The sequence below is a fragment of the Limosilactobacillus ingluviei str. Autruche 4 genome, from assembly GCF_000312405.1.
Taxonomy (GTDB): domain Bacteria; phylum Bacillota; class Bacilli; order Lactobacillales; family Lactobacillaceae; genus Limosilactobacillus; species Limosilactobacillus ingluviei.
The window spans coordinates 14369-19940 of the sequence record NZ_HE997177.1; the positions used below are offsets into that span (position 1 = coordinate 14369).

At 55.9% G+C, this 5572-nt stretch carries 8 protein-coding genes; 3 read left to right on the forward strand and 5 right to left on the reverse strand.

The window, feature by feature from the left end; genetic code table 11:
* Positions 1-48: 48 nt before the first annotated feature.
* Together BN54_RS08825 and BN54_RS08830 are read right to left on the reverse strand one after the other, a co-directional pair.
* Positions 49-426, reverse strand: a complete 378-nt coding sequence (locus tag BN54_RS08825; protein ID WP_019206834.1) for a hypothetical protein — start codon at positions 424-426, stop codon at positions 49-51.
* Between the two features lie 18 nt (positions 427-444).
* Complete coding sequence (locus tag BN54_RS08830) at positions 445-852, reverse strand: DUF948 domain-containing protein (protein ID WP_019206835.1); 408 nt, start codon at positions 850-852, stop codon at positions 445-447.
* 203 nt (positions 853-1055) lie between these two features.
* Here BN54_RS08830 and BN54_RS08835 point away from each other — a divergent pair, with 203 nt between their 5' ends.
* Positions 1056-1928 (forward strand): mechanosensitive ion channel family protein, encoded by an 873-nt coding sequence (locus BN54_RS08835; protein WP_019206836.1) that lies wholly within the window; start codon positions 1056-1058, stop codon positions 1926-1928.
* Between the two features lie 15 nt (positions 1929-1943).
* Positions 1944-2771 (forward strand): HAD-IIB family hydrolase, encoded by an 828-nt coding sequence (locus BN54_RS08840; RefSeq protein ID WP_019206837.1) that lies wholly within the window; start codon positions 1944-1946, stop codon positions 2769-2771.
* A gap of 58 nt (positions 2772-2829) precedes the next feature.
* Here the strand turns inward: BN54_RS08840 and BN54_RS08845 are convergent, their stop codons facing one another.
* From BN54_RS08845 to murI, 3 genes are read right to left on the reverse strand one after another with little or no spacing between them, the layout of a single operon-like run.
* A complete protein-coding gene (locus tag BN54_RS08845) occupies positions 2830-3348 on the reverse strand; it encodes a YfcE family phosphodiesterase (RefSeq protein WP_019206838.1) in 519 nt (172 codons plus the stop codon).
* A 1-nt stretch (position 3349) separates the two neighbouring features.
* A complete protein-coding gene (locus BN54_RS08850; protein WP_019206839.1) occupies positions 3350-3943 on the reverse strand; it encodes an XTP/dITP diphosphatase in 594 nt (197 codons plus the stop codon).
* A gap of 2 nt (positions 3944-3945) precedes the next feature.
* The gene (murI, locus tag BN54_RS08855; protein ID WP_019206840.1) at positions 3946-4773 is read right to left on the reverse strand and encodes a glutamate racemase; all 828 of its coding nucleotides are present in this window, start codon (positions 4771-4773) and stop codon (positions 3946-3948) included.
* Positions 4774-4917: 144 nt separating this feature from the next.
* Here murI and BN54_RS08860 point away from each other — a divergent pair, with 144 nt between their 5' ends.
* Complete coding sequence (locus BN54_RS08860) at positions 4918-5544, forward strand: YslB family protein (RefSeq protein ID WP_019206841.1); 627 nt, start codon at positions 4918-4920, stop codon at positions 5542-5544.
* Positions 5545-5572: the final 28 nt, after the last annotated feature.

Sequence of the window (5572 nt, forward strand, 5' to 3'; positions counted from 1 at the left end):
TACGCTGAGCTTTAGCGTTTTTTACTGTCCGCGGCCAGATAATGGCGCTTAGGCTTGGGTTTGGTCAATAACGATATCGGCCGCCCCGTCTTCTTCCCGGGCCTGGGCTAATTGTTCCCGCAGGTCCGCCGTCTTGGCATTAAAGTCCTTTTTCATCACGGCCTTGGCTAAACTGGCCGTTTGATCTTGGGTCTGGTGCTTGACTGCGGCCCAACGCTCACTTAACCGTTGGCCGTAATCGGCAGCCAGCCCGTCGGTAATATCTAAGACCTCTAAGGCGTAGTCGGTGGCGGCGTCCAACGCCCCCGTGGCCACCTTTTGCACCTTGGCCGTAACGGCCTGCTTTTGGTCGGCCTTTAAGGCTTGCCAAGCGACAACGGCGGCTAGTCCCCCTACCAAGGTGCCGGCTAATAATTTATGTGCCATCAATAATTCTCCTTTCGCTTAGGCTTTCTTACGATTCTTTAAGCGGGCCAAAATCCCCATTGCGGCAGCTTGACCCAGCTTGGTCGTCCACTTGTTGCGCTTGGCGCGTTGCTCAGCCACGTGACTGGCAAATTGCCGGGTGGCCGTGTTTAAGTCACTGACACTTTGCCCGACTTCGCCCATCGCCACAAAGGCTGGATCGACTTTTTCGGCCTTGTGATTTAAGTCCGCTAATAATTCATTGGTATTTTGCAAAATCCCGTCCGCTTGGTGCGAGAGGGTCGTCGCTTCTTGCGTCAACGCTGCCAGGTTGGTAATCGCTTCGCGCAAGGCTTTCACCACTTGTACCAAGAACCAGATTAAGGCAATTACCAAGACTACCAATGCTACGGCGGCAATCATCCCCGCCAATTGTCCAACTGTCATCTGTTTGACCCCCTTTTAAACTTCATGGCGACATTAACGTCCCCTTGGACCCGCCGCCGAATTGATTAACTAATTTTAGGATAGCATGGAAGCGGCGCCCTCGCAATTGGATTTGCATTCTGGCGCCCCGTTCGCTACATTAGTAAGGGACTTGGCCGCCGCCAAAAACGGTGGCGGCCGCATTTTGAGAAAGGATTTTTACTATGCCACCACAAGTTAAACAACAAATCAATGAGCTGGCTGGCTCCCTCACCCACCTCAAGTGGCAAACCCTCTTGAGCAACTTTATCGACCGACTGGCGACCATTATCTTTGCGACCGTGATCTTCCTGGTGATCCTTTGGATTGGCCGGTTGGTCATCAATTCCTTCTTTAAAAAGACCCGGCGGATCGAAATTCTCGGCGGCAACCGGCGGGCGAAAACTTTCCACGCCTTAAGCCTCAACATTTTCCGCTATACCTGCTACCTCTTTTACCTGTATGCGATTTTATCGACGATCGGGGTCCCGGTCGGGACACTGATTGCCGGGGCCGGGATCTTCTCCATCGCCTTGGGGCTCGGCGCGCAGGGCTTTGTGTCCGACGTGGTCAACGGGCTCTTCTTATTATTAGAGCAGCAATTAGACGTGGGAGATGTCGTTGAAATCGGCCAGGTCAAAGGGGAACTGACCGCCTTGGGCTTACGAACTACCAAGGTCTTAAGCGCCGATGGGACCCTGACCTTCATTCCCAACCGTAACATCACCACCGTCAAAAACTTCTCCCGTCACCAACTGACCCAAACCGTTGATATTCCCCTCAACCCGGCCGCGCCGTTGGAGCAAGTCGGCACGATTATTGATCAAGAAATCCAAGCCGTCAGCCACCGCCCGGATTGGCAACACGTCACGCCTCAAGTCCTCGGGCCGGTCACGGTCAACGGTCAATTATACTACCGGTTGCTGGTCACCGCCGACACCTCCGTTGTGGCAACTTTGGCCAGTGAACTGCTGAACAACTGCCTGACCGCGTTAAATGAGGCCGCTATTCCTTTTGCGCCCCAAGTCAGTGCTAATCCCTCAGCGCCCCAGTCATAGAAAGAAGGTTACGCAATGCCAATTAAAATGATTGTTACCGATATGGATGGCACCTTTTTAAACGATGCCCACACTTATAATCACGCCCGGTTTGCCCAAGCGTTACACCTGATGCAAAAGCGCGGCGTTAAATTTGTCCTGGCCTCTGGTTCCTCGTACCCGCGCCTGGTCCGGGAGTTTGCTGGCTACGAAGCCCAGCTCGATTTCATTTCCCAAAATGGCTCGGTCAGCCACGCGGGCACGAGCTTAACCAACGTCGTACCGATCAGCCATCCCGATATCGACCATATTATCCGCTCGGTGCACAAGTCCTTCCCGGCCGAACACATCAGTGAGCTGATTGTCGCCGGGGTGGACACGGCCTATGTCGATCAAACCATGAGCCCGGCCAGCCTGGCTGATACCAAAATCTTCTACGAACAAGTGGAAGTGGTCCCCGATTTGACTCAGTTGACGACCCTCCGGCCCCACGAAGCCTTTACTAAAGTGGCAGTCCGCTACACGGATCCGGTCTCGCCGACCCAGTTCAAACGGATCATGGACGGGCAATTACCCAACCACCTCTTAATGGAAACGTCGGGCTTCAACACCGAACTAATCGGCCAGGCCGGGGCCACCAAGGCCAATGCGATCGCCCAACTCCTGGCCCGTGATCAGATTGCCCCCGACGAAATTGCCACCTTTGGGGACAACGAAAACGACCTCGGGATGCTGGCAATGACGCCGTTTAGCTATGCGATGGCAAACGCCGCCCCCCTGATCAAAATGCAAGCCGCCAACGTGACCGAATTTGACAACAACCACGACGGGGTGCTCAACGAAATTATCAAATTACTCAAATAAGCAAAAGCGACCCGCGGGCCAATCAACTTGGCTGGCGGGTCGCTTTCCTTTTCTCTGGCTAGCGGGCGAGGTGAAAACTCAGTTCCGGCACCGGGGTCAGGTTGCGATCATAATATTGAACGTTAAAGGCGCTCGCAGTCACTTCGACCACCGCAAAGGTCCCGCCCAAATAAGCGTATTGGCCCCGCGGCTGGCTGATGCTGCCCGGATTCAGATACAAGGTGCCCTTGATGACCTCACAGCCCAGCTGGTGGGTGTGACCAAAGGCCATAATGGCCGCGGCCTGCTCTTTGGCCAAGAGCATCAGCGGCGTCAAAGTCGTATTAACTTGGTATTCGTGGCCGTGGGTGACGACGACCTTAACCTTTTCTAAGGTCCGGCTGATGACGGGGAGATAATTTAACCCCCAGTCGGTATTGCCAATCACCGTTAAATACCCCGCCATTGCCGGGTCACTTTCCGGTAAATTAGAATCCCCGCAGTGAAACAGGGCCGCTACTGCGGGGCCAAACTGTGCCTTAATTCGCGTCAAAATGGCGGCGTCACCGTGGTTATCACTGACAAACAGCAGCTTCATGTTATTCACCCCACCATTCGTTAAAGTGCGCCATGAATTCCCGCAGGGCCCGCCCGCGGTGGCTAATCTGATTCTTTTGGGTGTCGGTTAAATTGCCCATCGAAGTCTGCAGTTCATCGACGAAGAAGAGCGGATCATAACCAAAGCCGTGGGTCCCGGTCAACTCGTGTAAAATGTGACCGTGGACTTGACCGTGGGCCACCAATTTACTGCCGTCGGGCTTGATGCCAACAATCGTGGTGTGGAAATGGGCGGTCCGCTGTTGATCTGGCACCCCCGCCAACTTGGCCAAGAGCTTGGCGTTATTGGCCGCATCATCATGGTCGCCCGCGTACCGGGCCGACCGCACCCCGGGTTCGCCATCCAAGGCGTCGACCATCAACCCCGAATCATCGGCCAAGACCGGCAAATGCAAGTGGGCACTGGCCGTTTGGGCCTTAATCGTCGCATTTTCCTCAAAACTGGTACCATCTTCGACAATTTCAAAGGGCGCAAAATCCGCCAGGGTCTTTACTTCAATCCCGGCGGGCGCCAACATCTCCTTAAATTCCCGGGCCTTTCCCGGGTTCTTGGTTGCGATTACCAGTGTTGCCATCATTAACCCCTTTCTGCTTGGTCAGCTTCCATCGGCAAAGTGAGCGTTTCATAAGTTGTCGCCGCCGGTAACAACGGTAGCCATTGTTTGGCCCCCTCCTGGAGGTCGCTGAGCTGACCGGTCGTACATAAGCGCAAGGCGCCCCCGGCCGGATTCAATTGGTCATGGACCGTCAACTCATTGGCAACGGCGGCCACCGTCTCCGCGGCCGGATCCACCAAGCGGACCGCGGGCCCGAGGCAGTGGCGAATCTCCGGCGCCAAAAACGGGAAGTGGGTGCAACCTAAAATCAAGGCATCTACCGGCTGAACTCGATACGGTGCCAGGGCGGCGTTGACCGCCGCTTGGGCCGCGGCCGTCCCGGTCTGGTGGTGTTCCACCACGCTGACCAGCGCCTGGGCCGCTTGGGCCTGGACCCGGACTTCGGGCGCTTGGCGGTGCAGCTCATGCTCGTAGGCCTGGGCTTTGGTGGTGGCCGTCGTGGCAATGACCCCAATCACCGCGTGCGGTTCTTCAGCCAGGGCCGCCTTCACCCCCGGCTTGATAACCCCGATGACTGGAATCGGCAGGGCGGCTTGTAAGGCCGGCAGCGCGGCAGCCGTCGCGGTATTGCACGCCACTACCATCAACTTGACGTCCTGGGCCACCAAAAAGCGGCCAATCCGCAACGCTAAGCGCCGCACTTCGGCGGCCGACTTGGTCCCGTACGGGAAGTGCCCCTGGTCGCCAACAAAAATAATTGATTCATTTGGCAGGCGTTCTTGGAGCACCCGGGCCACCGAAAGGCCCCCCAGCCCGGAATCCATCACGCCAATTGGTCGTTTATCCATGCGATTACACTCTTTTCTAATCGATCCTTGAAACTTCATTATCAACTTTTCCCGCCCAGTTTGCAAGTTTTGGTAAATTGACTAGGTTTAGCGGCTGGTTTTTTGTATAATTGATGGCGATTGAGAAATAAGGAAGTACGAACCATGACGCAAAAATTATACGACCAACTCATCAACAGCCCGCGCGGCATGAGCACGGCAGCAATGCGCGATGTCTTGTTGCCCTTGATTTTAGGCCAGGAGACCGATGGCATTTTATACTGGATCGGTAAAGACTTGGCCCGGCAATTCCCCGTCGCCACCCCGGGTGACTTAAGCCTCCTCACCCACCAACTTGGCCTGGGGGATTTGCGCTTAACCAGCAGCCACAATACCACCATGACCTGGGAATTAAGCGGCCCGGTAATTGCGGAACGGCTGGCCCTGCAAAAAGAAGCCACCTCCTTTACCCTGGAAGCCGGCTTTTTGGCCAAGCAAGTTGAATTTCAGACCAGTAAGGTGACGGAAGCCACCGTCCTCGAAAAGAAAAAGGACACCGTGGTGATCCTGACCGAAAGCCAGGCGGTGACCGAAGAAGGCGAAGTCGAACTGGTCACCTTTATCCAGCCCCAAGCCGCGGCCACTCCGGCGGCGGCCCAACCGGCCCCGACCCCTAAGGCAGCCAAGTCGCCCCGCGCCCAACGCCGGGCCGAAAAATTGGCCGCCAAGGAGGCCAAAAAAGCGGCCAAGCGCGCCGCGAAGGAAGCCAAACGCCAGGAGAAAGCTAAATAATTGAAAAGCGGTCGCGCCCCAACCCGGT

Coding starts and splice junctions, on each gene's coding strand:
- murI (WP_019206840.1), bottom strand. CDS start 4,773: ATGGATAAACGACCAATTGGCGTGATGGATTCCGGGCTGGGGGGCCTT.
- BN54_RS08835 (WP_019206836.1), top strand. CDS start 1,056: ATGCCACCACAAGTTAAACAACAAATCAATGAGCTGGCTGGCTCCCTC.
- BN54_RS08825 (WP_019206834.1), bottom strand. CDS start 426: ATGGCACATAAATTATTAGCCGGCACCTTGGTAGGGGGACTAGCCGCC.
- BN54_RS08860 (WP_019206841.1), top strand. CDS start 4,918: ATGACGCAAAAATTATACGACCAACTCATCAACAGCCCGCGCGGCATG.
- BN54_RS08840 (WP_019206837.1), top strand. CDS start 1,944: ATGCCAATTAAAATGATTGTTACCGATATGGATGGCACCTTTTTAAAC.
- BN54_RS08845 (WP_019206838.1), bottom strand. CDS start 3,348: ATGAAGCTGCTGTTTGTCAGTGATAACCACGGTGACGCCGCCATTTTG.
- BN54_RS08850 (WP_019206839.1), bottom strand. CDS start 3,943: ATGGCAACACTGGTAATCGCAACCAAGAACCCGGGAAAGGCCCGGGAA.
- BN54_RS08830 (WP_019206835.1), bottom strand. CDS start 852: ATGACAGTTGGACAATTGGCGGGGATGATTGCCGCCGTAGCATTGGTA.